The organism is Paenibacillus sp. MAH-35, assembly GCF_058135425.1.
This window is the reverse complement of record NZ_JBYUPU010000001.1, coordinates 343,769-368,577: the sequence shown is the minus strand read 5'-3', so window position 1 is coordinate 368,577 and position 24,809 is coordinate 343,769. Positions and strand designations below refer to the sequence as shown.

The window sequence follows — 24,809 nt, the reverse complement described above, 5'->3', positions numbered from 1 at the left end:
CGTATAAGAGGTAGTTCAAAAAGTCCACTTTTGATCACGAAGCCGATCCGAAAGCTTAATCGACATCGAATATGGAATTCAGCCAGAACTTCCGGTGCTCACGTAGCTCCCACTACGCTCCGCTCCTCATTTCCTAGCTTCATCCCATCTTCTCGGTGCTGAAAACCGGACTTTTTGAACTCGCACTATTAAGAGGTAGTTCAAAAAGTCCACTTTTGATCACGAAGCCGATCCGTAAGCTTAATCGACATCGAATATGGAATTCAGCCAGAACTTCCGGTGCTCACGTAGCTCCCACTACGCTCCGCTCCTCATTTCCTGGCTTCATCCCATCTTCTCGGTGCTGAAAACCGGACTTTTTGAACTTGCACTATAAGCCAATCGATGCGGCTGCCCGCACCTTCTTCGGTTTCCTGTTCGCGTACGTTACCCTTTTAGCTCAGCCAGACGGGCCAACACTTTCTCCCGCTTGTCGGCGTAATCGCTCCGCTTCGCTTTTTCTTCCTCGATCACTTTGGCCGGCGCTTTCGCTACGAAGCCTTCGTTGGCAAGCTTTTTGTCGACCCGTTCCACTTCGGCGGTCAACGTCTGGATTTCTTTTTCGAGCCGCGCCACTTCCTGGGAGATGTCGATCAGGCCGGCCAGCGGCAGGAACAGCTCCGCCCCGGTCACGACGGCGGTCATCGCCTTCTCCGGATGCGGCAGATCGGCGCCCATCGCAAGGCTCGAGGTGTTGCAGAACCGGCTGACGTAAGCTTCGTTGCGCTGCAAAATCGAGAGCGCCTCGGCATTCGCGGCCCGGACGACCAGCTCGACCTTTTTGCCCATCGGCACATTGACTTCGGCCCGAATATTCCGTACCGCACGGATGATGTCCATGAGCAGGTTCATCTCCGCTACGGCGTCCGGCGCTTCCCACTTGGCGTCGTATACCGGCCATTCGGCCAATACGATCGTATCGCCTTCGTGCGGCAGATGCTGCCAGATTTCCTCACTGATGAACGGCATGAACGGATGGATGAGCCGCTGCGTCCGGTCCAGCACATAAGCAAGCACCGATTGCGTCGTCTTCTTCGCGGCGGCATCTTCGCCGTACAGCGACAGCTTGGCGAACTCGATGTACCAGTCGCACAGATCGTCCCAGATGAAGTTGTACAGCATCCGGCCCGTCTCGCCGAACTCGTACTGGTCCATCAGTCGGGTTACTTCTCTCGCCGTCTCGTTCAGGCGGTGCAGAATCCACCGGTCAGCGGTGCGCAGCTCGCCGCTCAGATCCATATCCGCCAGCGTGAAGCCTTCGAGGTTCATAAGCGCGAAGCGCGAAGCGTTCCATATTTTGTTGGCGAAGTTGCGGGCCTGCTCCACACGCTCCCAATGGAAGCGCAAGTCCTGCCCCGGCGTGCTGCTCGTGGACAGCATGTACCTCATCGCATCCGCGCCGTATTTCTCGATAACCTCCAGCGGATCGACGCCGTTGCCGAGCGACTTGGACATCTTCCGGCCTTCGGAGTCGCGGACGAGACCGTGAATGAGCACGTCCTTGAACGGATTCTGTCCGGTGAACTCCAGGGAGCTGAAGATCATCCGCGATACCCAGAACGGGATAATGTCGTAGCCCGTAACGAGCAGCGAGGTCGGGAAAAATTTGTTCAGGTCCGCCGTCTGATCCGGCCAGCCGAGCGTCGAGAACGGCCAGAGCGCCGAGCTGAACCACGTATCGAGCACGTCCTCGTCCTGCTTGATGTGCGATCCGCCGCAATGCGAGCAAGCCGAAGCGTCTTCGCGGGCAACCGTAATGCCGCCGCAGTCGTCGCAGTACCAAGCCGGAATCCGGTGTCCCCACCACAGCTGGCGGGAGATGCACCAGTCGCGGACGTTTTCCATCCATTGCAGATACGTTCTTTCGAACCGCTCGGGTACGAAGTTGACGCCTTGGCCGGACTTCTGCACTTCGATCGCCTTATCGGCGAGCGGCTTCATGCTGACGAACCATTGGGTCGACAAGTACGGTTCAACGACCGCGCCGGTGCGCTCGCTGTGGCCGACCTGGTGGACGTGCTCCTCGATCTTGGCCAGCACGCCCTGGTCTTTCAAATCTTGAACGAGCTTCTTGCGGCATTCGAAACGATCCATCCCCTTGTACGGACCGGCTTCGCCGTTCATGACGCCCGATTCGTCCATTACGAGAATTTGCGGCAGGCTGTGGCGCTGGCCGACCTCGAAGTCGTTCGGATCGTGGGCCGGCGTTATTTTAACGGCCCCGCTGCCGAACTCCTTATCGACATATTCGTCGGCTACGACCGGAATTTCACGACCAATCACCGGCAGAACGAGCATTTTGCCGATCATGTCCTTGTAGCGCTCGTCGTCCGGATGAACCGCAACCGCCGTATCGCCCAGCATCGTTTCGGGACGCGTCGTAGCGACCGTGATATGGCCGCTGCCGTCCTTAAGCGGATATTGGAGATGGTACAGCGCGCCCTGCACTTCCTTATGCTCGACCTCGATGTCCGACAAGGCGGTGCGCGCCGCAGGGTCCCAGTTAATAATCCGGTTGCCGCGGTAGATCAGCCCTTTTTCGTACAGCTTGACGAACACTTCGCGTACCGCCCGGGACAACCCTTCGTCCAGCGTAAAGCGCTCGCGGGAATAATCGAGCGAGAAGCCGACCTTCGCCCACTGCTCGTGAATCGTATTCGCGTAAAGCTCTTTCCACTCCCATACTTTCTCCAGGAACGCTTCCCGGCCCAGATCGTGACGGGAGACGCCTTCGCCGCGCAGCTTCTGCTCCACCTTGGTCTGCGTGGAAATGCCGGCATGGTCGGTGCCCGGCAGCCATAACGCATCGTAGCCCTGCATCCGCTTCAGGCGAATCATAATATCCTGCAGCGTGCAATCGAGCGCGTGGCCGATATGGAGCATGCCCGTTACGTTAGGAGGCGGGATAACGATCGTATACGGCTGTGCGTCCGGCCGCTTCCCCGCTTCGAAAATTCCAGATTTCAACCAGTAGTCATACCATTTCGATTCCGCCGCTTTCGGATCGTACGTAGTCGGCATCGATACCGACGGCGCTGTTTTCGTTTCCTGTATATCCGTCATCATTCAAAACCTCCCGTTTGTCCGCAAGTCATCAAAAGCATACAAAAAAGCCTTCCGCCGCAAAGGACGAAAGGCATCGCTTCCGTGGTACCACCTTTATTCCGCACCCTCACGGCTGTTGACCATTTATCCGTTTACGATAAAAGCAACGTGCAGGGCGCGACACTCGAGCAGGATAACGGCTGCGGCCGGCCGGATATCCGGCGACTCCAGGGCGACTTCGACAGTTACATCCTGCGGCTCCTCTCAGCGAATTACAGACCGCTCTCTGAAGGGTTGGCTGTCTACTACTCCCTTTCAATGTCGTTGACTATAACTTGAAAGTGATTTACTCCCTTTCAATGTCGTTTGACTATAACTTGAAAGTGAATTACTCCCTTTCAATGTCGTTTGACTATGCATCGAAAGTGACTCCGTCATCTGTGGCATTGCCAAGCAAGTTCCGGAGATTTATACCCTATATATTAATCATTTTGCGGCTCCGAGTCAATGCACTTCCGCGCAAGTCTTCGCTTTAGTCCCGCTTCATCATCTGCTTGACCACGTAAACGATCAGGACGATCAGCAGCGTAATCCAGACCGCCTGTTCCATCAACCGGATCTCCGAAACCACAGCCCTCTCCTCCGCTTCCGGGATTCCGCCTGTACCCTCTCCCCTAACTCCGGCATCCGTTCCGGCGAAATATAACGGTATAGCATCAGCATAACCAACGGACGAGGGTTCATACACTGGAATAAGGAGCAATTCGGGCGAACCGACATATTTTAGGAGCGAAGAAAGATTGGGGTTTCGGCACTGCCGGACACTTTCTGCTCGCAAGAAAAGCCTGCCTCCCAACAGCGGTCTTACTTGCACCGGGAGAGGTCTTTGGGCCGGCGGCTTTTTCTGTATCGGACCAGATCGTTCGCTTGTATGCGCAAGAATGAGGGAATCGGGGTGAAGCATCGATGGATAAATGGTGGTGGAAAATCCGTTATTCCGTAAAAGGGGTTATTTTCCCGCTTATTTGCGTTCAGTTCGTGCGGACGTTGCTGCTGCCGACCGGACTCGACGTCTTTATTTTGTTCGCCTTGTTTATGATTTATCTCGGTTTTCTGCTTAACGTGTATTGAGCCTCCGGGGTGCGGTCGCTTGATCATTATCGCGCTCCGGCAATTGGCATTAGCATTGGGATTGGCATGCATACGAAGTGATCCGATGAACTCCGGCCTTGCTTGCGCAAGGTCGATCCGTTTCCCGCCGCGCACGTGCGCTTGCCTATAATAAAGCGTCCCTCCGGTGCCGCCAAGCGGACCGTGGGACGCTTTATTTGCTATTGCCGGTTGCCCCTCGTCAGGGGATATAAATCACCTGGCCTTCCGTCACTTCCTGATCGCTCAAGCTGTTGTACAACCGGATTTCCTGCGGCTTGCGATCGTACTTTTTGGCGATCGACTCCACCGTGTCGTCTTTATGTACGATACAGAGCCGCACCTTGCGGAACTGCTGCTCCTCGCTGGCGGTCAGGAACAGATTTTTCCACTCAAGCACATCGGCTGCGCCCGCTTCCGGCACTGGTTCCGGGATCGGCTCCGGCTCGCTGCGGAAGCTTCGGCCGCTGCGGAACAGCGAGCTTGTCGCGCTCGGCGCCGCGGCCTGCTCCTGAGCGGGCGGAGCTCCGGTCCTCCGGTAATCGTCGCTTTTGCCGGCATACGACTTCAGATCGATCGACGGGCCGGCTTCGCCTTTTTTGCTGCCAAACGCGATCTTCAACTCCTTATCTTCCGGAGCCGATGCTTCCACCGCTTCTTCCTCTTCGTCCGAAGGTGCCGGTGCCGATGCCGATGCGTCGTCATACTGCTCAAGCGCCTCGTAATCGTCGTACGTATCATCCGGCAGCTGATCGCGGCGGACCGTCGCTTCGGCGGCCGGGCTTTCGGGCTGCTCCGCTTCCCCGGTATTCGGCGGAGGCGCCGCCGCAAATACGGGAGCCGCGGGTATATCGGGAATCGCATGCGAGACAGGCGGGCTGTCGACTTTGGACGGCAGCTCCAGCTCGCCGTACTCGGACGACTCGTCCGTCCTTTCATTTTCGTGGATAAATACAACCTCTTCCTCCTCTCTCCACGTATCCGCATCGCCGGACACCATCTCGATTCCGTTTAACGACAGTACGCCCGTTACGTTCAGACTGTTCGGAGCTAACAAGTCGACGTCGAAATTATCGATCGAGACGGAAATGTCCTCCACACTCCGAATCCGGCTGACCGGAAGCGTAATCTCCACCGGGATCGTATGCTCAAGCGCCACCCCGTTCCGGGTCTCCGCTCCCGCTTGTCCCGAGTAGGAACCGGTCAAGAGCAAGCATCCTCTTACAACAGCCTGATCGCCTTCTACCGCGACTTGGATTTGCGGAGTCAATTCGACCTCATCCAGTTCATGGATGGCAGGTACTTCGTCCGGCAGATGAACGCGTTCATAAATATCGAAGCGCAAACCGGATTGCCGTTCGCTCACCGTAACTCCTCCCTTCATAACGTCCTCCACGTGCCTGAATGCTTGACTGAGCCTATATGAGAAGCGTTCTTTAAATGATATGGACGAAAGAAGGAGAGCATGACACTTTTATTGAAATTCATACGCCCAGACAGCAAAAAGAGACCGTTGACAAGGGAGAGAGTTGAAATTATGATGACAATAGCATCCAGTTAATTGGTAATTTGCGGTGTGTAAGCGTTATCATGAAACTTCATACTAAAGGAGTGTCTCTACTATATCCGTCCGGCCGTCTATGATTCGCGCCGGGCCCTCTTATAGGCCGCATATACAATCAGCAGAAGCGCAGCGGCGAATACCAGCCCGATTCCGTATAACTCCAAAGGAAAATCAAACACATAGTACCTCTTCATGTCCAGTATCACCTGTTTCCACCGCTTTTTCCTATTATTTTATCAAAGTCTTCATCCAAAACCAAATACGAGTATGCTATGATTAAGGGTATTGATCCGACAACAGGTTGCGCCATAAAATCGCAGCCAAACGACTATTAAGGGAGGACCGCTGTGAGTACGGCTATCCAACTGATCTCACAAACAAAAAGACAGCTCGTAGGATGGAGCTGGCTGAAGAAATCGCTATTATTGTTCACTCTACTTATATTCGGCACGTCCAGTTTCTTGTATTTGACGTCCCCCGGACTTCTGATAAGGGAATTTTTGGCGCAAACCGTCATCTCGACCCAGCATCGCGATTGGGCGTGGATCTTCGTCGGCGCCGAGAAGCGGGATTATATGGTGAAAATGTCCCATCAATTCACCGAAACGTCTGCGCTGGAGAAACAGGATCTGCAGCTGATCAAGCACGACCCTGCCCGCAAGGCGCGTTCCGTCGAAGAGCTGATCAGCGAACCGATCGATATCTCCGACAAGTTTTGGAAGGGCAAAATGATTTACGTCTACGACCCGACTTCGGTCCGCATCGTTACTCCGCATACGGTGGGCGAAGGCGAACGGATCAGCTCGATGGTTACCCGCACGGGCGCGGTAGCCGGCATTAACGGCGGCGGCTTCATCGACCCCGACGGATTAGGTAACGGCTTTGCGCCGATCGGCCTCATTATGTCCGGGTTCGATTCCGTTTATACGGACGTAGAGCCTGAAACGCCGCAGCATATCGTTGGTTTTACGAAGGAAGGTACGCTCGTAGTCGGGAAGTACAGCCTCCTTCAGTTGAAGGAGATGGGCGTAAAAGAGGCTGTATCGTTCCTGGCGCCGCGTCTGATCGCCAACGGCAATCCGCAGATTACGAACGGCGACGGCGGCTGGGGCCGCGCTCCCCGTACCGCGATCGGCCAAAAGGAAGACGGCACGCTTATTTTCGTCGTCATCGACGGCCGACAGACGCACAGCGTCGGCGCTACCCTAAAAGAAGTTCAGGATTTGCTGCTGAAAGAAGGAGCCGTCAATGCAGGCATGATGGACGGGGGGGCTTCCTCCGAGCTCGTCGTCAAGGGCGAGCTGCTGACGAAGCCTTCGAGCCGTTACGGCGAACGCCGTCTGCCGTCCGGGTTGCTTGTATACGACGATCCCGATTCTTACAAGGTGGACCGGGTATGGGACGGACTGCTGAAGATTAATGCTGGCGGCGCGTTCGACCATCCTGATTACTTGAAGGACCTGGAGCGCCAAAAACAGCAGCAGCAACAAACCAAACAACAGGAACCTGCAAAGACGCAAGAACCGCCAAAAACAGATTCTGCACCGCCTGCAACAACCAAGCCGGAAAATCCGAAGCCGGATACACCGGCCTCCAAACCGGATACGTCCAAACCTCCTGCCAAGCCCAATGCCGGCAAGCAGGAGCCGCCGACGGGCGGAACTACTCCCGGCGGCACCGGAACCGGCACAACGAATACGCCGGTGACGAACCCGGGTACTACGAATCCGGGTACTGCAAATCCAGGGGCCGCAAATCCGGGTACTGCAAATCCCGGAGGCAACAGTCTCCCTGCATCGGGAGGTACAGGAAGTACGGCGACCGGCGAACCGCCCGATATTACGAAGGTTCCGCCGGGTACAGGCGACGGGAAAGTGCCTGCCGGCGCCTCCTCCGGCAGTACCGGTGCAAGCGGTACCACTACCGGCGGAGGCTCCACGTCAGGGACAGGTACGCCGGGTACGGGAGGCGCGCCTGCAACGACCGTTCCGAACACGAACGGCACTTCGACACCTCCGGCACCGCCGGCGGCCGAAGGCGCCAAGTCTCAGCCGGCCGCTCCAACTACCGGCTCCACTTCGTCAGGAACTGCTCCAAGCGGAAGCGGTACCGCGGCGAACGCGAATGCTTCCGTTCCAGCTGCAAGCTCTTCCGGCACGGCTGCTTCGACGCCTGCAACCGGCACGCAGACCGGCACCGGCACAGCCAAATAACCTACATACTTTCAACCGATAAAAGAACCCTCCGATCCGCAGACGCGGCGCCGGAGGGTTTTCGTTTCCGTATCTTTCTATTTTACAGCTTCTGAAGCGACTGGTAGTGCGCGCTGATCGTCGCCTCGATCTCTTCGTCGGTATGGACGGCGGATACGAACATGCCCTCAAACTGCGAAGGAGCTACGCTGACGCCATGATCCAGCATAAGGCCGAAGTACCGGTTGAACCGGGACAAGTCGGACGTCTTCGCCGTCTCGTAGTTGATGACCTTCGTATCGGTGAAGAACGGGCATACCATCGAGCCGATCCGGTTGATCGTCGACGGAACGCCAAGCTCCATGGCATTGTTCAAAAACCCTTGCTCCAGCCGTGCCGATTTGCGCTCCAGCTCCTCGTATACGCCGGGTTGCTCCAACAGCTTCAGCGTCGTATAGCCGGCCGCCATGGCAAGCGGGTTGCCCGACAAAGTCCCGGCCTGGTAGATCGGGCCGCTCGGAGCCATCCGCTCCATAATGTCGCGGCGTCCGCCGTATGCGCCTACCGGCAGCCCGCCGCCGATTACTTTGCCCAGGCAGGTCAGGTCCGGAGTAATCCCGAATACGCCTTGGGCGCAGTTAAAGCCGACGCGGAATCCGGTCATCACTTCGTCGAAAATAAGCAAGCTGCCATATTGACGGGTCACGTCGCGCAGCCCTTGCAAAAAGCCGGGCACCGGCGGAACTACGCCCATATTGCCCGCCACCGGTTCGACGATAATGGCGGCGATCTCTTCGCCGAACTTCTCGAAAGCCAGCTTTACCGATTCCAGATCGTTATAGGGAACCGTAATCGTGTTCGCGGCCACTCCTTCCGGGACGCCCGGGCTATCGGGCAAGCCGAGCGTGGCAACGCCCGAGCCCGCTTTGATCAGCAGCGAATCGGCATGTCCGTGGTAGCAGCCCTCGAATTTCAAAATTTTGTTGCGTCCCGTGTAGCCGCGAGCCAGCCTCAGCGCACTCATCGTCGCTTCGGTTCCGGAATTGACCATACGGACGATCTCGATGGACGGCACCCGCTCGCATACGAGCTTCGCCATCATCGTCTCCAGCTCGGTCGGGGCTCCGAAGCTCGTCCCCTTCTCCGCGGTACGCTTGATCGCTTCGACCACTTCGGGATGGGCATGGCCCATAATCAGCGGTCCCCACGAGCCTACGTAATCGATAAACTCGTTGCCGTCGATATCGGTTACCCGCGCTCCGCTTCCCCGTTCCATAAATGCAGGCGTCAGTCCGACCGATTTAAACGCCCGTACCGGACTGTTAACCCCGCCCGGTATATATTGTTTCGCTTCCTCGAACGCGGCAGCCGATTTCCGGTCGTTCCGTCCGACTTTGTGGTCCGTCATCCCTAACACGCTCCCTGATCTATTGTCTCCTTGCTCCAGGCCGATTGTCCCGGCCCGCGTCGCCCCTACTTCCTTAACCGTCCGTCCCCAAATAAGACGCCGCCGCATAAGCCGCATCCTTCGCTTGGCGGATACAGTCCGGAATGCCGACTCCTTCGAACGCAGCCCCCGTAACGAACGCTCCCGGATAATCGGATGCCAGCCTGTCTCTTAATCCGGCGATTCGATCCGGATGCCCGACCGCATATTGCGGCATTGACCGGAGCAGCCTCGTCACTTCCACGAACAGAGGCTCCGCCTTTACGCCCATCAGCTCGAATATATCGCGGCGCACCCGCGTCACGATCTCCTCGTCGGTCAGCTCCATCCAGTCCTGCTCCCCCGAACGGCCTACATAACAGCGGATCAGCGCCTTGCCTTCCGGCGCCGTGTGAAGCCATTTGGACGACGTCCACGTACAGGCGGTAATGAATCTGCCTTCCGTACGCGGAATGACGAAGCCCGAGCCGTCCAGCGGATGATCCAGCCTGTCTTTATCAAAGGCGAGAACGACGTTGGCCACCGATACGTTGTCCATGGCGCCGAGCCAGTCCGATTGCGGGAACCCGCCAAATAAGGGAGCCAGCCCGTGCGACGGCAGCGCGGCGATCACGACGTCCGCGTCAAGCGCTTCGCCACCATCCAGTGTTAGCTTGTAGCGGCCTTCCTGACGGCTCAGCCCCGTTACCGCAGCTTGGACATTGCGGACGCCTTCCAAGGCGCCCCTCAGACCGTCCAGCAGCGTGACAAGCCCTTTCCGGTATGTCAGGAACACGCTGGAACGATGCTCGGCAGGAATAACCTCGGATACGGGCGAAGGGACGGGCGGATTCAGCTTAGCAGCCATCGTTGCCTTCATCAGGCTTCCATGCTCACGTTCCAACTGCTGGAACTGGGGAAACGTCGCCTGGAGGCTAAGCTTGTACGTATCTCCCGCATAAATGCCCGCCAGGATGGGCTCCGCCAAATTCCGCAGCAGCTCGCCGCCGAACCTTCGCTCAAAAAAGCCGCCAATCGATTCGTCCGTCGTCTCCTCGCGCTTCGGCAGCACAAAATCCATCAACGCTCTCGCTTTGCCTTGCAGCGACAAGAGGTCGGTTTCAAGAAACGGTTCGAGCTCGGTGGGAACGCCTAACGATAAACCTTTCGGCATCCGATGCAGTTTTCCTTTGTGTACGATATACGTTTTGTTCGCTTTCGGATTCGTTCCCGTCAGCTCGCCTTCAAGCCCGAGGTCTCTGGTCAGCTCGATGATCGGCAGCTTGCGCGCCAGGAACGAGTCCGGCCCCTGCTCGATCACGAAGCCGTCGCGATGCAGCGTGCGGATTTTGCCTCCGAATGCGCCCGTTTTTTCAACAATCGTTATATCGGCATCCGTGCCCGCATCCGCCAGCGCTTTTTGCACATAATAGGCCGCGCTCAATCCGCTAATGCCTCCGCCGATGACGACGACCTGTTTGCGATTGTTTGCTCTGTCTCCCACTAGGCACCATTCCTTTCTGGCTGGCAACGTTTATACGCCCGGAAGAGGCGGCCCGTCTCACCGGACCGTGAGCTTAAGCCGCCTCTCGAGAGCGGGAAACGTGTATTAGTTGTGATGCAGCTGTTCGTTGATCGAGTCTCGCAGCGTCTCCATGTACAGAGGGTCCGTATTCAGCGATGTTGTCCGCGCCAGACGCATGCCAAGCCGCTTCGCCAAGCTTTGACATTCGATGTCGATATCGTACAGCACTTCCAGATGATCGGATACGAAGCCAATCGGACAGAGGAGGACGTTCTCCACTTGCTCCTCCCGATGAATCGTCTCCAGCACGTCCATAATATCCGGGCCGAGCCATGGGGTCGCCGTTTGTCCGGCGCTTTGCCAGGCGAACTGCCAATTGGTTATGCCGGCCAGGTCGGCTACGGCTTTGGAGGAAGCGAGCAGCTGATCCGGATACGGATCGCGCATCTCCAAAATTTTCTCCGGCAAGCTGTGGGCGGAGAAGATAACCCGCACGTTTTCCTTGGCGACGCCTTCCATCGACTCCAGCGCCGCCGTTACCCGCTCGGACAAAGCTTGAATCAGCTTCGGATGCAGATGATAGCTCTTGACAAACTTCATCTGCACGCCGAGCGGCTCCGCCGTCTCCTGCGCTCTCTTGATATACCCTCCGACGCTCATAACCGAGTAATGGGGAGCGAGTACGATCCCGACCGCTTCGCGGATGCCGTCTTCGGCCATCTGCTTCACGCCGTCCTCGATAAAGGGGGACGCATGCTTCAGTCCTTGATAACATTTATATTCGATATCCGCCCTGTCCCGGTTCAGCGTCTGCTCGAGCGCCTCCACTTGGCGGTTCGTATTTTCCCTCAGCGGAAAAAAACCGCCCACGATCGCTTCATAGCGGTCCGTGAGCGCCTTCAGCTGCTCGGGAGAAGGCGGCGAGCCCCGGCGGATATGCGTATAGTACGCTTCGATCTGATCCATGCTTTCCGGCGTTCCGTACGACATGACGAGGACGCCGACTTTGCGTTTCGACATTTATTTCGCTCCCTTCGTTTCCGCAAGCCGCACGATAGCTTCTTCCGAATAACGATGTATATAGTCGGTCAACTGCTTCAGCTTGTCCAGCGAAGCCTCGGGGAACAAACCGTGACCCAGATTGAATACGTAGCCCGGGCTCTCCAGCCCATCGTCGATAATTTCTTTGGCGTGCCGCTCGATGACATCCATCGGCGCGGTCAGCAAGTATGGATCGAGATTGCCCTGAACGGCGAATTTGCCCGCCAGACGGCGTCTTCCTTCGCTGATCGGCACCCGCCAGTCCAATCCTATACAATCGGCCTGCACGTTGTGCAGATCGGACAGCAGCTCGCCGGAGCTCACGCCCGGAAAATAAATTTTCGGCTGAGGCAAATCTTCCAGACCTTTGAAGATACGCTCGATCGTCGGCAGCACGAACGTGCGGAAATCGCGCGGCGCCAGCGACCCGACCCAGCTGTCGAACAGCTGAACCGCCTTGGCGCCGTTAGCGATATGCGCGCGCAAATAGGTGATGACCATATCGCCCAGCTTGTCCATCAGCTGGAACCAGACGTCCGGAGCCCCGTACATCATTTCTTTCGTGCGGATATAGCTCTTCGAAGGTCTGCCTTCGATCAAATAACTGGCGATCGTAAACGGTGCGCCGGCGAATGTAATAAGCGGCACTTCAAGCTGCCGGTCGAGAATCCGGATCGTCTCGATCACGTGGGACAAATCGCCCTCCACATCGATCGGACGAAGCTTTTGTACGTCCTCGGCGCTGCGGATCGGGTTGTCGATTACCGGGCCCACATTCGCCACAATATCAAAATCGATCCCGATCGAAGCGACCGGGTTCATAATGTCCGAATACAGGATCGCGGCGTCGACGCCCAGCTTGTGGATCGGCATCATCGTCACTTCCGCCGCCAGCTCGGGCTGCTTGCATATTTCGAGCAGCGAATAGTTTTCTTTTATTTTTCGGTAGTCCGGGTCGTATCTTCCCGCCTGCCTCATATACCAGACGGGTAGTCGGTCGACGGGCTGCTTACGGCATGCCCGGATGAACGTATCGTTATAAGCCATGTCCGATTCTCCTTTGTCCTTGTCCGCGCTACTGGGAGATCATAACAACTCCCGTTTCCACCTCTCATTATGCCCGATTTCAAACGGCGTAACAACCGAGCAGTCCCGCATAATCCGACAAAATGATGACAATGAGAAGGAATTGTCGAAATAATTCAGTTCAGAATGAAACTTTTCTGATTCAAATGCGTTAATATAAGTGTAAGTATATGAAAACGTTTTCCAGAGAGGAGGAGAACCTTTTGAACCAAGAGCAAGAACAGCGCAACGCTGGAGAGGAGGCCCTAACGAGCAGGCCGAGTATGCTGCCGAGGCCCATACGTACGTTCAGTTATTTGTTTTTCGGCACCGTGGCGATAATCACCGTTTGCGGATGGATCGTTTCGGCCAGTCCGTAAAAAATAAACCGTTTTTTTGGGGGGAACGATATTTGATCGGGGAAACGTCATAGAAGGGCTCAACCGGATTCGTCGGTGGAGCCCTTTTTGCATGTTATAACAGCCCTTAGCGGGCTCTCTGTTTACGATACCGCGAGTTCCGTATACTAGAAAAATCAATTGACAACATTTTCCTCACCGACTTATAATGGCTAGAAATTGCCGGAAAGTGGTGTTTCCACAATGTTAGCCATCGAAGCGGAGCTGCTGTCCAAAACATTTCGTCAGGCCATCAAAGATCCGGGTCTTAAAGGATCGATCAAACATCTGTTCACTCAGAACTACCGGGACAAACATGCGGTGAACGGAATCAGCTTCAACATCGAGCAAGGCGAATCCGTCGCTTATGTCGGTCCGAACGGGGCGGGCAAATCGACCACGATCAAAATGCTCTCAGGCATCCTCGTCCCCTCCTCAGGCACCGTCCGCATTCAAGGTATCGTCCCCCACCAGCAGCGTATCCGCAATTCGAAGCAAATCGGGGTCGTATTCGGTCAGCGAACTCAGCTGTGGTGGGACTTGCCGGTCCGGGAATCCTTTTCGCTGCTGAAAGACATTTATGAAATTCCCGCCGATACCTACAAAAAAAACCTCGACAAGTTTTACGATTTGCTCGGACTGCAAGATTTTATCGATCTCCCTGCCCGCAAAATTTCGCTCGGTCAGCGGATGCGGGCCGATCTCGCCGCCGCCTTGCTTCACAATCCCCCTATCGTATTTCTGGACGAGCCGACGATCGGGCTTGATATTGCCGTCAAAACGCGCATTCGTGAGTTCATTAAACAAATCAACAGCGAACAACGCTCCACGATTCTGCTTACGACCCACGATCTGGAAGATATCAAGGACATATGCCGGCGTTTGATCATTATCGATAAAGGGACCCTCGTATACAACGGCCCAATGGATACGATTACGGACGCCTTCGCCAAGGAAAGAACGATCCATTTCCAGCTTCGCGAGCCTGCGCCGCAACCGGATTCGATTCTCGGCGGGCTGGAGGGAGTTACGATCGAACATAGTGATGCCGTCAGGCTGTCGGTCAAATTCGATCGTTTCCGATACTCCGCCGGCGAAGTCGCTTCAGCCGTTATGAGAGCGGCCGATATTGCCGACTTCCGGATCGACGAGCCTTCGATCGATCAAATTATCCGACGTCTGTATGACGGCGACCTTCATCTGAAGGAACGGCTCGCAGAGGAGGTCCGTTAATGGCCTCCACCCGAAAATATATCTCACTTCTGAAAACGTCGATGCAAGCTTCCTTGTCGCAGCGGTTTAACTTTTTCGTTAATACCGTCTCGGGTATCGTATTTGTGACCGCCCTGTTTTATGTATGGAAAGCGATTTTCGGAGACCGGGACGAGTTGAACGGCATGACTTGGGAGCAGATGAAAACGTATCTGCTCGTCGTCTTCATAACGAACATGCTGCTCACCTGGTACTCGGAGACGGCGATCTCGCGAAGGGTCATGGACGGGAGCGTGGCGATGGATCTGCTTAAGCCGCTCGACTTTCAAAAAGCGCGCTTATCCGAAACGGTCGGCACAAGCATCGTCGAAGGCGGTGTGTGCGCCATTGTGGCCGCCGCCTGGGCCATCTTGTTTGCGGGAGCCGGCCTCCCGCCGGATCTGGGAACTTCCGTCTTGTTCCTGCTGAGTCTGACTCTCTCCGTACTGATCAAGTTCGGCATCGTGTATTTGGCCGGGCTAGTCTGTTTTTATACGTCCAGCATGCTTGGCGTCGCTTGGGCGAGAGCGGCGGTTACCAACTTGTTCTCGGGAGCGCTCGTTCCGCTGTCGATGTTTCCCGGCTGGCTTCAGACTATCGCCCTGTGGCTGCCCTTTCAGGGAATCGTATATATTCCCGCTTCCATCTATATGGGGCGCTACGATCTGGCCGAATCTATCCGGCAAATCGGCATTCAGCTCCTGTGGGCGGTACTGCTGTGGCTGGCGGGAAAAGCCGTTTGGCGCTGGTCGGTGCGACAAGTGACCATACATGGCGGATAAGGAGGGAAGCTTGCTTTGAGGTGGACTCGTGCTGTATACATTTATTCCAGACTGATGGTTCAACACGTAAAGGCGATACTGGAGTATCAGGCGGACTTCTGGATCGCCATGTGCGCCGCTATGTTGACTCAGTTGCTGGGAATCGTGTTCATTTGGGTCGTGTTCGCGCAAATACCGGAAATCGCCGGCTGGACGTTTTGGGAAATCGTATTTTTGTATTCGCTCATCTTTATGTCCGAAGGAGTATCTTCCTTCTTTTTCAACGGCATCTGGCTTATTAACGGGATGGTCAACCGTGGAGAGATGGACCGGTTTCTCGTACGTCCGCTTCCTCCCGTGCTTCAAGTAATGGGGTCCGCCTTCGGGATGAACGGAATCGGCAACCTGATCATCGGCTCGCTTTTTCTGATCCAGTCTGTAAGGCATATCGATGCGGAGTGGAGCTGGTGGCAGCTAGTTCTGCTTCTCGTATTCGTTCTCTCTGGGGTAACGATCCGGATTGCCGTCAACCTTGCTTCAAACAGCATATCGTTTTGGACGCAGGGCCCCCGCAACTCGTTTCCGATGATGATTCATACGGTGAGCGATTTTGCGAAATACCCGCTGACGATCTATACGACGGGCATCCAGTTGTTCATCTCCATCCTTGTCCCGTACGCCTTTATCAGCTATTATCCGGCTTCCTTTCTGCTCGGGAAAGGAGAATGGCCCGCACTCGGCCTGTTGACGCCGGTAGTCGCCGCCATCTGTCTAGCGTTATCGCTGCTTATGTTTAACCGCGGACTCCGCAAGTACGAAAGCGTCGGCAACTAGCGGCGTAAAACGGATTCAAAAGAAAAAGGATCTCAGCCTCCACTTTACCGTGGAAGTTGAGGTCCTTTTCGGTTGCAAATGGCGACGCTCCTCTGTCACACGAACACTTGTGGAGTAATCCCCTTATCCGTTATGGACGCACACGCCCGCCCGCCGCTGCAGCGCCGGCGTCGAGCTCGTAAGTCGAGGCGTTCAGCGAGTTGTTCGTGCGGAACGTCTCATACACATGAGGATCGCGCTCCTTGTCGGAGCGGACGAGCACCAATATTTTGCCGCCCTCTACGTATTCGTTGTACTGCTTCGCATCCGACTCCGAGAAGCCGAGTCCGATCAGGCCGCCGACCAGCGTCCCGGCTCCGGCTCCGACGGCCGCTCCGGTTAGCGTAGCGACGATGGGACCCGCTGCCAAAATCGGCCCGATCCCCGGTATCGCCAAAGCGCCGATCCCGGCGAGCAGCCCGGTCACACCGCCCAGCATCCCGCCTGCGGCGGCCCCCGTAGCGGCCCCTTCCGGAGCCGCGCTTCCCGTCTCGTCCTCCACCCTTCTTAATTCCTCACGACTTTTGGAAATGACCGAAATGTCGTCGGACGAGTAACCTTGCCGTTTCAATCCTTCGATCGCGCGGATTGCCTCTTGCTCGTTGTCGAATACGCCTACGATTTTCTTCTCGTTATCCATCATCGTTTCCTCCTTGAGTACAAGGTATATGTCACACTCCTCATTACCCCTTGGCGCAAAGTTGAAACGGATAATCATGCGACGAGCCCGAGCCGTGGACGTAACATGTGAGATTTATTTTAAAAGAAACGATTCTAAACGAAGCCTTTCGAGGGCGAGTAACCTTGCAGGCGGCAGCTTTTTTAGAAGCAACGTGTGTTCCTGTTCGGCTTCGCAGAACGTGTATTCGCACCAGCTCTAAAAGAATTAAGAGTCTTTGGCATCCGCTATTTTCGGCCCAATAGGTGGACGGAGGCGAATAAAGGCGGTTTGCACCCCTTATTTCTACCAGCCGGTCGGGTCAGCGCCAACAAAAACCCGAAAGTTCCACAATCGGAACTTCCGGGCTTGTTCAAGGTCCACGCCTGGAAAGCGGGCATCGTCATGGATGACGCGCTCTTACCGCTCCTGCAGCCAGCGCGCAGCGTCCTTGGCGAAATAGGTGATGATGATGTCCGCGCCCGCGCGCTTCATCCCGAGCAGCGTTTCCAGCACGATCGCTTTCTCGTCGAGCCAGCCTTGCTTGGCGGCTGCTTTCACCATCGAATATTCGGCGCTTACGTTGTAGGCGACGACCGGCAAGTCGAACTGCTCCTTCAGCAGACGGATCACGTCCAAATACGCGAGTGCCGGCTTCACCATCAGCATGTCCGCGCCTTCCACAACATCGCTCTCCGCCTCGCGCAGCGCTTCCCGGACGTTGGCCGGGTCCATCTGATACGTCTTGCGGTCGCCGAACTGCGGGGCCGAGTGGGCTGCATCGCGGAACGGGCCGTAAAACGCCGAAGCGTATTTGACCGAGTAAGACATGATCGGCACATGCTCGAAACCCGCTTCGTCAAGACCAGTACGAATCGCCTGCACGAAACCGTCCATCATGTTGGAAGGGGCGATAATATCCGCTCCGGCCTGTGCTTGGGAGACGGCCGTCTTCACGAGCAAAGCGAGCGAAGCGTCGTTGTCGACGTCGGCGCGTCCCGTGCTCTCGTCTTGACGAACGATGCCGCAATGGCCGTGGCTCGTGAACTGGCACAAGCAAGTATCCGCTACGACGAGCAGATCCGGCTGCCATTCTTTGATTTTGCGGGTAGCCCGCTGCACGATCGAATTGTTGCCGTACGCTTCCGAGCCGACTTCATCTTTATGATCCGGCACGCCGAACAGCAGCACCGCTTGAATGCCGAGTTCGGCCACTTCGCGGATTTCCGCCTCAAGCAGATCGATCGACAGATGGTAGACGCCCGGCATCGAGACGATTTCTTCCCGTACGCCGGACCCTTCGGTTACGAATATCGGATAGATGAGGTCATGCGCGGTCAGCCGCGTCTCTCTTACTATGCTGCGCAGTGCCGCCGACGTGCGCAGTCTGCGGTTGCGTGTAATCGGAAAACTCATGGAGGTTCATTCCTTTCCAAGTTGTTCAGGGACGGTTTTCGTCTGCGGGGGAGCCGCCCTGGCTGCCTTTGTGAACGATCGCCTCGACCAGCGAAGCGACGGTCGATTGCTCTGCGGTGGCGTGGATATGCAGTCCGGCTTTGGCTGCGGTCTCGGCCGTAACCGGTCCGATGGAATACAGCTCGATCCGGTTCAGCAGCCCGACCGGGTCGGCTTCCCCCAGCTTGCCAAGCGCCTCCAGAACATTGGTAACGGTGGAGGAGCTCGTGAAGGTGACGGCATGTATTGCTCCCGCCCGGAGCATCCCGAGAGCCAGGTCTCCGCCTTCGAGCGACAGTACGTTTTCATATACGTTCGCTTCCGTCACCCGGGCTCCGAAGCGCCGAAGCCCCTCAGCCAGCACCGGACGGGACAGATCGCTTTTGGGCAGGAAGACGTGCTCGCCGGGTTTGACGAACTGGAGCAGCAGCTCCAGCATCGACTCGGCCTGGAAGCTGCCGCTTGGCACCAGATCGGCCACAAGGCCCCGGTTTAGCAGCGCTTCCTGCGTTTTCGGGCCGACGGCGGCGATTTTGGCACGATGCATCGTACGGACATCCATCCGCAGCTCGGCCATCCGCTCGAACGTATAATCGACTCCATTCACGCTCGTGAACAACACCCAATCGTAATCCTCGAGCCTGCGGATCGCCTCGTCCAGCGTCCTTGCCGCCGCTTCGCCCTCCGGCCGCCTGATCCGGATGACGGGAAATTCGATCGCTTCCCCGCCCTTCTCCTCGATTTGCCGGACGAGCTCGCTCGCCTGTTCTCTGGCCCGGGTGACGAGCACCCTTTTGCCGAACAGCGGCCGCTTCTCGAACCAGGCCAGCTTGGCCCGCAGCTTGACGACATCGCCTACGATAATAATCGCCGGGGACGTCAGTCCGGCTTCTTTCACGAGCCCGGGCAGCGTATCCAGCGTTCCTGTGACCGTTCGCTGCTCCATCCAGGTCCCCATGCGGATCACCGCGGCCGGCGTATCGGGATTGCGGCCGTATACCATCAATTGCTGACAAATCGTATCAATATTGGCGACGCCCATCAGAAAAACGATCGTTCCCGACGCGTTGGCCAAATTTTCCCAATTGACGCTGGAATACGTTTTGTTCGGATATTCATGGCCCGTTACGACAGAGAAGGAAGAAGTAAAGTCCCGATGCGTCACCGGGATGCCCGCATAAGCGGGCACGGCAATCGCCGAAGTAATACCCGGCACGATCTCAAAGTCGATCCCGTGCTCGGCTAGCAGTTCCGCCTCTTCGCCGACGCGCCCGAATACGCTCGGATCGCCGCCCTTCAGCCTCGTAACCGTCTTCCCCTGAAGCGCCAGATCGACGAGCATCCGGTTGATTTCTTCCTGTTTGATCATATGTTTATCCGGCAGCTTGCCAACAAATATGGGGTCCGCACCCGGTTTCATATGCTGAAGCAGCCTCGGGTTGGCGAGCCGGTCGTATACGACGGCATCCGCCCGCCGGATCGCTTCCAGTCCCCTCACCGTTATCAGCTTCGGATCGCCGGGGCCCGCCCCGACGAGATACACTTTCCCCTGCTCCTGCTTCAACGTCCCCTCATCCCCTCAGCTCTGCTATGATCCGATCCGCTCCCTGCTCCAGCAGCCGGTCCGCCAGCGCATTGCCGAGCGCTATCGGGTCGGTTCCTTGTCCCCATTCCTTGAGCAGCAGACGACCGTCCGGCGAACCGACGACAGCCGTCATCTCGAGCGTTGCTGCAGAGCCGGACCCGCCTTCTTGCCGAATTACCGCATACGCTCCGATCGGAATCTGACAGCCGCCGTTCAACCGTCCCAGCAGCTGGCGTTCGGCCTTCACGGCGAGTTCGCTGTGCCCGTCATTGATTCGCCCTAGCAAGTCGAGTATGAACGGATCGTCCGAGCGGCATTCAATGCCTAAAGCGCCTTGCGCGACCGCCGGAATACAAATATCGGGAGAGACATAATCGGAGATCCGCTCCTCCCAGCCCATCCGGTGCAGCCCGGCCGCCGCCAGGACGACCGCGTCGAAGCCTTCCGTCTCCAGCTTGCGGATTCTCGAATCGATATTGCCGCGGATCCATTCGACCGACAGATCTGGCCGGTACGCCAGCAGCTGCGAGGAACGGCGCAGGCTGCTTGTGCCGACGCGCGCTCCCTGAGGCAGCTCAGCCAGCGGTATGCCGCCGCGCGTGACCAGACAGTCCCGCGGGTCAACGCGCTTCGGCGTGGCGCCGATCGCAAGGCCCGGCTGGCGCTCCCAGGGCATGTCCTTCATGCTATGAACGGCCATGTCGATCTCCCCGTCCAGCAGCGCCTGTTCGATTTCCTTGACGAACAACCCTTTGCCGCCTACTTTGGACAAGGTGACGTCCAAAATTTGATCGCCCCGGGTCACGATTTTTTTCAGTTCAAACCGGCATTCGATTCCGTATTTGTCGCTTGCTTGCTGCAGTTGCTCGATAACTTGACCCGTCTGGGTTAAAGCGAGCGCGCTTTGGCGCGTGCCTACCTTTACCGTACGCATCTGATCATCCTTTCCGCTAAAGCCCGAGCGGAGCGAATGGCTGCCGCTCGAAGCCTGTCTTGTTCCCCTGCAAGGGTAGTTAAGCTTCGTTTAATTGGGCCAGCATCCGGCTGCGGAACGACTCCCAGTCTCCCGCCTTGACCGCATCCAGCGCTTCGTCGCTGAACAGCTCCGCCAGCAGCTTTCTCCGCAAGCCCGGGTCGCTTACCTTGTTGTGCACGGACAGCCGGTATTCCGCCGTAAATTCAAGAAACCGGTCGAGCCCCTCGCCAAGCGATTCCTCAATCCGGTCCCGAATACGTGCGGAAGCCATCGGACTCGTCCCTGACGTCGAGACGGTCACGAGAAGCGGTCCGCTTCGAATCACAGCCGGGACGACGAACGTGCACAAGTCCGGCCGGTCCGCCACATTCACCGGAAGCGCCCGCGCAACCGCCTCCGCATACACTCGCTCGTTGACTTCCCTTTTGTCGGTTGCGGCAAATACAAGCGAAGCTCCCGCCGCATCGCCCTCTGTATACTCCCGGCGGACGACCGTCACCCGTCCTTCGGCTTCCCAGGCTGCGATCGTATCCGAAATTAGCGGACTAACGACGGCAACGGCCGCTGAAGCTTCCAGCAGGCCGCCGACTTTACGTTCCGCCACCCGTCCGCCTCCGACGACGAGGCAGCGCTTGCCCGCAAGATCGGCCACGATCGGGTAGAACGTTCGCATATCGTTTCACATCCATATCCAGTGATGAAACCCGGAATACATATTAAACACGAGAAAGTTAATCACTGCTGCGGTAAAAGCGGCGAGATTCCAAAACGCCAGCATAGGCCCGGTCTGGTTGGCCGTTACCCGCTGGAGCAAATAAAACGCATACACCGCAATGCTGAACAACGAGCTGAGCACCTTCGCATCGGCCAAGAGACGAGTATCCCCGTCGAGCACGATCTTGGCGATTCCGAGCGCGACCGAGGCGATCAGCAGCGGGACTCCGATCAGCACCGCCCGGTAGGTATAACCTTCGATCCGGTCCAGACTCGGAAACCGGGTCATGACCGCTGACCAGCGCTTTCCTTTCAACTGCCGGTGCATGAACAGATACATACCCGAGAGCAGCGCAGCGATCATGAATGCCGCGTAACTGGCGATCGCGAGCGTAATATGGATAAATACCAGCTCGTCCCTCGCCTCCCATTGCTGACTGATCGGCGTGACCGAAGGATCGCTGAATATGTTAATCGCCAGTATAGCAAAAGCGGCCACATTAACTAAAAAGACGAGCAAATCCAGCCGCTTCAGAAAAAAGTTCATCATTATGGATATGGTGACCAGCACCCAGCAATAAAAAAATAAGGCCTCGAACATCGTCATCACCGGCACGTACTGGTGCTCGTACATCCGGGAGGCGATAAATACGGTTTGCAGCAGCCATACAAAAGCAAGCAGCCCTGTTCCCATCCGCTTTGCACTCCGGTTTTTGGTTGCCATATCGGAGAAAGAAAACAGCAGGCTCAGGGCGTATATATACAAAATCGCGTCGTAAAACCATGTGCTTCCCGGCATCAGATGACCCTCTTACGAGTGGGCAAGCAGTTCGCCGGCTGCTATCGCAATCCGCTGCTTCCGGTCGCGATCGTCCGGTCCGACTATCGCTTCCTTGCTCTGCTGCTCAGCTGCTGCCGCTTTGACTGCCGCCTTCCGGGCTTCTTCAGCGCTTGCGGCATCGGCCAGACGCTGCTCCAGGGCGAACAGATGGGTGAACATGTCGAGCGCTTCCTCACCGCGGCGTTCGGCTGCCAGCTCTTTCACGCGCATGATCGGGTCGCGCATCATTTGGTTCAGCATGCTTTTGGTCAGCTTGCGGATTACATCAACCTCGCGTTCGCCGAGTCCCGGCAGCTTGTTCAGCATGCTGGACATCGTCTCCTCGTGAATGGCCACCGACTTTTCCTGAAGCGCCCGGATCACCGGACTCACTCCGAGCAGCTTGTACCACTGCTCGAACGCTTCGATCTCCTTCTCGACCATAGCCTCGATCTTCAGCGCTTCCTTGCGGCGTTCGTTCAGGTTCGTCTCCACAATAAACTCCAAATCGTCTATGTCGTACAAATACACGTTGGACAATTCCGAAATGCCCGGCTCAATATCCCGCGGAACGGCAATGTCGATCATAAACAACGGCCGGGATTTTCTGGCGCTCATCGCCATACGCACCGTCTCCCGGGTCAGAACGAATCCGGCTGCGCCCGTGGAGCTGATGACGACGTCCGCCTTCGCAAGCTCCTCCGGCAGCTTCTCGATCGGCCGGGCCGTCCCGTTCGTCTTGGAGGCGAGCTCGACCGCTTTCTCGTAAGTCCGGTTCACGACGACGACTTTCTCGGCGCCTCCGGCGGTCAGATGCTTCAGCGTCAGCTCGCTCATCTTGCCGGCGCCTACGAGAAGCACCGTCTTCCCCTGAAAATCGCCGAATATCCGCTTGCCGAGTTCAACCGCCGCATAGCTGACCGAAACCGGATTCTCGCCGATCGACGTCTCGGAGTGCGCCCGCTTGGCCATCGTGACGGCTTGCTTGAACAGCGTATTAAACATCGTTCCGGTCGCTTTCTGCGCCTGGGCTTTCAGAAACGCATCCCGCACCTGCCCGAGTATCTGGGTCTCGCCGATCACCATCGAATCGAGGCCGCTGGTCACCCGGAACAGATGCTCGATTGCCTGCCTGTCCTCGTAAATATATAAATAATCCTTCATCCGCTCCCGTGGAATGCGGAACCACTTCTCAAGAAAATTGCGCACGTAATGACCGCACATATACAAACGGTCAACGACCGCATAGATTTCCGTCCGGTTGCAGGTGCTTACGATGACGCACTCCAGTATGCTCTTCGTTTCCTTCAACTGCTGCAGGGCCATAGGAAGATATTGTTCGTCAAAAGCGAACCGTTCTCGGATCTCGACGGGAGCCGTCCGGTAATTCAGACCTACCGCAATGATGTGCATCGCATTCACCTGCCTTTCCGGCACATTAGAATCATTCTTCATTATATCACAGTTCGACAAATGCAAAAGAGCAAAGTTTGACTAAATGATGACACCGTTTTACTTCTTTCTCCTCTAGTCTTATCGGAAAAACGTTCCGGTATACGGCTGTCGTCCGCCTATCGCAGCAGACGTTTTCTGAGCAGCTCCTCCAATTCCTTGTCGAGCCCCGCCAGCTTGTCGTTTTGTGACGATACCGTTCTGCCGCCGCTAGTCAGCAGCTTCCCGTACACTTCGTACATTTGCTTAAAAAGGAGCGACGCTTTGCCGAACGTATCCCGCTCCTCCTGCTTCAGTGCCCGGTCTCCTCCGATCTGCAGGCGGGTAACGAACTGAACGAGCTGCTCGATCGAGGCGAGTTTCGTCAGCTTCGATTGCCCCAGCGCCAGCACGAGCCGCTCGTGCGTATAACCGGCCGAAAAAGCGGTCAGCCGCAACGAATCCAGTTCGTTCGTCATGCCGGCCTTATCGGCCTCCGACAACGAGCTGTTCAGCAGCTCCACCTGAAACTGGGATACCTGGTACAACAACAGCGAAGCATCGTAAGAGGCTTCATGCTGCGTGAAATACCCGTATATCCGGTATACCGGCCATACGATCAGCACAAACAGTACGACCCATACCCCAAACTTTCTCCATCCGGCTCTTCGTCCCATACGCACCATCCTTCCCGTTCCATTGTATGGGACGAACTTCAAAAAAATCCCCGGAATCCGCCGTTTGCCCTTGGCTTTGGTTGTCTCCCCCTTCGTTAACCATCCGAGGCGCGGCGCGTGATCCACCGGCGTATGACGAACCTAGTAACCGCGCAATAGTCCGG

Annotated in this window: 20 protein-coding genes; 6 read left to right on the top strand and 14 right to left on the bottom strand. The window is 56.7% G+C overall.

Annotation, left to right across the window (positions count from 1 at the left end; all coding sequences use genetic code 11):
• Window positions 1–426 precede the first annotated feature (426 nt).
• A complete protein-coding gene (locus tag AC3Y2E_RS01510) occupies window positions 427–3,105 on the bottom strand; it encodes a valine--tRNA ligase (RefSeq protein ID WP_379206418.1) in 2,679 nt (892 codons plus the stop codon).
• Between the two features lie 945 nt (window positions 3,106–4,050).
• On the opposite strand from AC3Y2E_RS01510, the gene AC3Y2E_RS01505 reads away from it, so the two are divergent.
• The gene (locus AC3Y2E_RS01505; RefSeq protein WP_190924576.1) at window positions 4,051–4,215 is read left to right on the top strand and encodes a hypothetical protein; all 165 of its coding nucleotides are present in this window, start codon (window positions 4,051–4,053) and stop codon (window positions 4,213–4,215) included.
• Between the two features lie 220 nt (window positions 4,216–4,435).
• Here the strand turns inward: AC3Y2E_RS01505 and AC3Y2E_RS01500 are convergent, their stop codons facing one another.
• Window positions 4,436–5,599: a LysM peptidoglycan-binding domain-containing protein gene (locus AC3Y2E_RS01500; RefSeq protein ID WP_379206416.1), complete on the bottom strand. Its 1,164-nt coding sequence runs from the start codon at window positions 5,597–5,599 to the stop codon at window positions 4,436–4,438.
• Between the two features lie 545 nt (window positions 5,600–6,144).
• On the opposite strand from AC3Y2E_RS01500, the gene AC3Y2E_RS01495 reads away from it, so the two are divergent.
• Complete coding sequence (locus AC3Y2E_RS01495; RefSeq protein ID WP_379206413.1) at window positions 6,145–8,010, top strand: phosphodiester glycosidase family protein; 1,866 nt, start codon at window positions 6,145–6,147, stop codon at window positions 8,008–8,010.
• 82 nt (window positions 8,011–8,092) lie between these two features.
• Here AC3Y2E_RS01495 and hemL read toward each other — a convergent pair whose 3' ends face one another.
• From hemL to hemE, 4 genes are all read right to left on the bottom strand, one after another.
• Window positions 8,093–9,397, bottom strand: a complete 1,305-nt coding sequence (gene hemL, locus AC3Y2E_RS01490; RefSeq protein WP_379206411.1) for a glutamate-1-semialdehyde 2,1-aminomutase — start codon at window positions 9,395–9,397, stop codon at window positions 8,093–8,095.
• A gap of 73 nt (window positions 9,398–9,470) precedes the next feature.
• Window positions 9,471–10,919: a protoporphyrinogen oxidase gene (hemG, locus tag AC3Y2E_RS01485; RefSeq protein WP_379206409.1), complete on the bottom strand. Its 1,449-nt coding sequence runs from the start codon at window positions 10,917–10,919 to the stop codon at window positions 9,471–9,473.
• 105 nt (window positions 10,920–11,024) lie between these two features.
• Window positions 11,025–11,960 carry a ferrochelatase gene (hemH, locus tag AC3Y2E_RS01480; RefSeq protein ID WP_379206407.1) on the bottom strand — a complete coding sequence of 312 codons (936 nt, stop codon included), beginning with the start codon at window positions 11,958–11,960 and terminating at the stop codon, window positions 11,025–11,027.
• Window positions 11,961–13,028, bottom strand: a complete 1,068-nt coding sequence (gene hemE, locus AC3Y2E_RS01475) for a uroporphyrinogen decarboxylase (protein ID WP_379206404.1) — start codon at window positions 13,026–13,028, stop codon at window positions 11,961–11,963.
• A gap of 242 nt (window positions 13,029–13,270) precedes the next feature.
• Between hemE and AC3Y2E_RS01470 the strand changes: the two genes are divergently transcribed.
• The 4 genes from AC3Y2E_RS01470 to AC3Y2E_RS01455 all read left to right on the top strand — a co-directional run bounded on the left by AC3Y2E_RS01470 (window position 13,271) and on the right by AC3Y2E_RS01455 (window position 16,290).
• Window positions 13,271–13,426: a hypothetical protein gene (locus AC3Y2E_RS01470; protein ID WP_379206402.1), complete on the top strand. Its 156-nt coding sequence runs from the start codon at window positions 13,271–13,273 to the stop codon at window positions 13,424–13,426.
• A gap of 222 nt (window positions 13,427–13,648) precedes the next feature.
• On the top strand, window positions 13,649–14,677 hold the full coding sequence (locus AC3Y2E_RS01465) for an ABC transporter ATP-binding protein (protein WP_379206400.1): 1,029 nt from the start codon (window positions 13,649–13,651) through the stop codon (window positions 14,675–14,677).
• A complete protein-coding gene (locus AC3Y2E_RS01460) occupies window positions 14,677–15,477 on the top strand; it encodes an ABC transporter permease (RefSeq protein ID WP_379206398.1) in 801 nt (266 codons plus the stop codon). Before AC3Y2E_RS01465 ends, AC3Y2E_RS01460 begins: the two co-directional genes overlap by 1 nt.
• A 15-nt stretch (window positions 15,478–15,492) precedes the next feature.
• Window positions 15,493–16,290: an ABC transporter permease gene (locus tag AC3Y2E_RS01455; RefSeq protein ID WP_379206396.1), complete on the top strand. Its 798-nt coding sequence runs from the start codon at window positions 15,493–15,495 to the stop codon at window positions 16,288–16,290.
• 130 nt (window positions 16,291–16,420) lie between these two features.
• Here the strand turns inward: AC3Y2E_RS01455 and AC3Y2E_RS01450 are convergent, their stop codons facing one another.
• From AC3Y2E_RS01450 to AC3Y2E_RS01415, 8 genes are all read right to left on the bottom strand, one after another.
• Window positions 16,421–16,972 carry a general stress protein gene (locus AC3Y2E_RS01450; protein WP_190924565.1) on the bottom strand — a complete coding sequence of 184 codons (552 nt, stop codon included), beginning with the start codon at window positions 16,970–16,972 and terminating at the stop codon, window positions 16,421–16,423.
• Between the two features lie 435 nt (window positions 16,973–17,407).
• Complete coding sequence (gene hemB, locus AC3Y2E_RS01445) at window positions 17,408–18,403, bottom strand: porphobilinogen synthase (protein ID WP_379206393.1); 996 nt, start codon at window positions 18,401–18,403, stop codon at window positions 17,408–17,410.
• 25 nt (window positions 18,404–18,428) lie between these two features.
• Window positions 18,429–20,006, bottom strand: coding sequence for a uroporphyrinogen-III C-methyltransferase (gene cobA / locus AC3Y2E_RS01440; RefSeq protein ID WP_379206391.1), 1,578 nt, complete (start codon window positions 20,004–20,006; stop codon window positions 18,429–18,431).
• Window positions 20,007–20,013: 7 nt separating this feature from the next.
• Window positions 20,014–20,961, bottom strand: coding sequence for a hydroxymethylbilane synthase (hemC, locus tag AC3Y2E_RS01435; protein ID WP_379206389.1), 948 nt, complete (start codon window positions 20,959–20,961; stop codon window positions 20,014–20,016).
• Window positions 20,962–21,040: 79 nt separating this feature from the next.
• Window positions 21,041–21,676 (bottom strand): precorrin-2 dehydrogenase/sirohydrochlorin ferrochelatase family protein, encoded by a 636-nt coding sequence (locus tag AC3Y2E_RS01430; RefSeq protein ID WP_379206387.1) that lies wholly within the window; start codon window positions 21,674–21,676, stop codon window positions 21,041–21,043.
• Window positions 21,677–21,682: 6 nt separating this feature from the next.
• Entirely contained in the window at window positions 21,683–22,516 is an 834-nt protein-coding gene (locus tag AC3Y2E_RS01425; RefSeq protein ID WP_190924555.1) for a cytochrome C assembly family protein, read from the bottom strand.
• A 12-nt stretch (window positions 22,517–22,528) separates the two neighbouring features.
• The gene (gene hemA, locus AC3Y2E_RS01420; RefSeq protein ID WP_379206385.1) at window positions 22,529–23,950 is read right to left on the bottom strand and encodes a glutamyl-tRNA reductase; all 1,422 of its coding nucleotides are present in this window, start codon (window positions 23,948–23,950) and stop codon (window positions 22,529–22,531) included.
• A gap of 158 nt (window positions 23,951–24,108) precedes the next feature.
• Window positions 24,109–24,645: a hypothetical protein gene (locus tag AC3Y2E_RS01415; RefSeq protein WP_379206383.1), complete on the bottom strand. Its 537-nt coding sequence runs from the start codon at window positions 24,643–24,645 to the stop codon at window positions 24,109–24,111.
• Window positions 24,646–24,809: the final 164 nt, after the last annotated feature.